The organism is Flavobacterium cucumis, from assembly GCF_900148835.1.
Taxonomy (GTDB): domain Bacteria; phylum Bacteroidota; class Bacteroidia; order Flavobacteriales; family Flavobacteriaceae; genus Flavobacterium; species Flavobacterium cucumis.
Map to the genome: position 1 here is coordinate 1 of NZ_FRYK01000011.1, position 2,443 is coordinate 2,443.

At 36.1% G+C, this 2,443-nt stretch carries 2 protein-coding genes and 1 pseudogene; 2 read left to right on the top strand and 1 reads right to left on the bottom strand.

Annotation, left to right across the window (positions count from 1 at the left end):
- The first annotated feature begins 338 nt into the window (after window positions 1-338).
- Window positions 339-1,865: a SulP family inorganic anion transporter gene (locus BUE95_RS13450; protein ID WP_073585382.1), complete on the top strand. Its 1,527-nt coding sequence runs from the start codon at window positions 339-341 to the stop codon at window positions 1,863-1,865.
- A 161-nt stretch (window positions 1,866-2,026) separates the two neighbouring features.
- Here the strand turns inward: BUE95_RS13450 and BUE95_RS13905 are convergent, their stop codons facing one another.
- Window positions 2,027-2,260: a DUF4113 domain-containing protein gene (locus BUE95_RS13905; RefSeq protein ID WP_084530315.1), complete on the bottom strand. Its 234-nt coding sequence runs from the start codon at window positions 2,258-2,260 to the stop codon at window positions 2,027-2,029.
- On the opposite strand from BUE95_RS13905, the pseudogene BUE95_RS13460 reads away from it, so the two are divergent.
- Window positions 2,172-2,443, top strand: a pseudogene (locus BUE95_RS13460) (transposase); the annotation flags it as partial. The gene BUE95_RS13905 and the pseudogene BUE95_RS13460 overlap by 89 nt on opposite strands.

A 2,443-nucleotide genomic window follows, 5' to 3' on the forward strand; every position in this document is an offset into this window, starting at 1 on the left:
CCTCGCTTAAAAGTACTTAAACGAGGTCGGAATTTTATATTTTTTGTCCCGATCCTTCGGGATATTTTAAAAAATGGTAGTTGTGCAACAGTTACTGCTGTTACCTGCTGGCGTTTTTTTGGGTTCAATTTACACAATTTTGTTTGTCTGTCCGTAAAATATTATTACTTTTGCACCTCAAATGAAAACAGTAACTAAAATATCTTCTCAAGTTACTCCGCCTTGATGGTCGGATAATCGTTGTTTTTCCCAATTTTTCTTTATTGGTATTTTTTTCGTGTCCAAAATTTGACTTTGGAACGTATTTCATTTTATAAACTTTACAATACATATACATTATGCAGAAAATTATTAATTTATTCGATTTCAAACAAAAAATTGATTATAAAACAGAAGTTTTGTCTGGTCTTACGGTTGCATTGGCTTTAGTTCCGGAAGCAGTTGCGTTTGCCTTAATTGCAGGACTTTCTCCGCTTGTGGGTCTTTATGCCGCTTTTATGATGGGCTTGGTTACGTCCATTTTAGGTGGTCGTCCCGGAATGATTTCGGGAGCAACGGGTGCAATAGCAGTAGTCATAGTTGTTTTAGCAAAAACGCACGGTGTGGAATACGTTTTTGCCACCGTTATTTTAGCAGGAATTATTCAAATGTTAGCAGGATTTTTAAAGTTAGGAAAACTCATACGGTTGGTTCCGCATCCAGTAATTTTTGGTTTTGTCAATGGTTTAGCCATCATTATTTTTATGTCGCAGTTAGACCAATTCAAAGATGCTTCGGGCAATTGGCTCACAGGTTCAAATATGTATATTCTTTTGGCTTTGGTGGGTTTAACAATGCTTATCATTTGGGGATTACCTAAAATTACAAAAGCTGTTCCCGCTTCGCTTACTGCTATTTTAGTGGTTTTTAGTTTGGTTTATTTTTTAAAATTGGATACCAAAACTGTTGGCGATATTGCTTCTATCAAAGGTGGTTTTCCGCCATTTCATATTCCTCAAATTCCTTTTAATTTAGAAACACTTCAAATTATTTTTCCGTATGCGGCTATTGTTGCAGGGGTTGGTTTGATTGAAAGTTTATTGACTTTGAATATTATTGATGAAATTACTGAAACAAGAGGACATAGCAATAGAGAAGCAGTGGCACAAGGAACGGCTAATATTTTATCGGGTTTCTTTTCAGGAATGGGCGGTTGTGCAATGCTTGGACAAAGTTTAATCAACGTTTCCAACGGAGCAAGAGCAAGACTTTCGGGAATTGTAGCATCTGTAATGTTGCTCGTTTTTGTAATGTTTGGAAGCGGTTTGATAGAAAAAGTTCCGATGGCTGCACTTACAGGACTTATGATTATGGTAGCGATTGGTACGTTTGAATGGGCAAGTCTTAGAACATTTACGAAGTTTCCAAAGTCGGATATATTGGTAATGGTTTTAGTAACATTGGTTACGGTTTTCTTGCACAATTTGGCTTTGGCAGTTTTAATTGGAGTCATCATTGCAGCGTTGGTTTTTGCGTGGGACAATGCAAAACGTATTAGAGCAAGAAAATTTGTAGATGATAATGGCGTGAAACATTATGAAATTTATGGACCACTTTTCTTTGGTTCAACCACTGCATTTACAGAAAAATTTGATGTACTGAACGACCCTGAAGAAGTCATTATTGATTTTAAAGAAAGTCGAGTAGTAGATATGTCGGCAATTGAAGCATTGAATAAACTCACCGAACGATACCACAAACAAAACAAAAAAATACATTTAAAACATTTAAGTCCCGATTGTAGAAAATTAATTAAAAATGCAGAAAGCATTATTGATGTCAATGTAATTGAAGACCCAACGTACAACGTAATGTTAAATGATTAATTTTTTTTAGCGACTTTTTGAGGTCGCTTTTTTGTTGCGGAGTGTTTGGAAAGGGTTGCAGGTAACTTGTTTATATGCGAAACTTTCGAACTAGTATCATGCTTTTTTGGCAAGATAGGCGAATGTTTTGTATTGATTTATTTTCAAATATAATAATTCTTTTAAATTTTAATTGTTATAATCTCATCAATTCTTGTGGTGAAGGATTTTGACAATTTCTCTTGTTTCATTTTCCATTGTTTGCCGAGGGATTGATTAGCGAACTGACGGAGGGAATAGATATAAGAACGCGAAAGGATTCGCGCACGAGCGGGGGAATCCGATTGTAAAAACTGTCCACTCAGAGAACAATGTTGTGGCAAAAGCACCAAGTTTAAAAAGCTAGACGACAGCATCCACAAAGAACATTACGACCGCATGCATCAAAAACTCACACAAAACGAGAAATATGCCAAGAAGATGTCAAGAATACGAAGTAAAACGGTAGAACCCGTAATTGGAACTCTCGTGAATTTTACCAATATGAAGCGAGTCAATACAAGAGGCATCAAAAACGCAAACAAACACGTACTCATGGC

Excerpts from the sequence above, each read along its gene's own strand:
- BUE95_RS13905 (WP_084530315.1), bottom strand. The coding sequence starts at position 2,260 with ATGCTGTCGTCTAGCTTTTTAAACTTGGTGCTTTTGCCACAACATTGT.
- BUE95_RS13450 (WP_073585382.1), top strand. The coding sequence starts at position 339 with ATGCAGAAAATTATTAATTTATTCGATTTCAAACAAAAAATTGATTAT.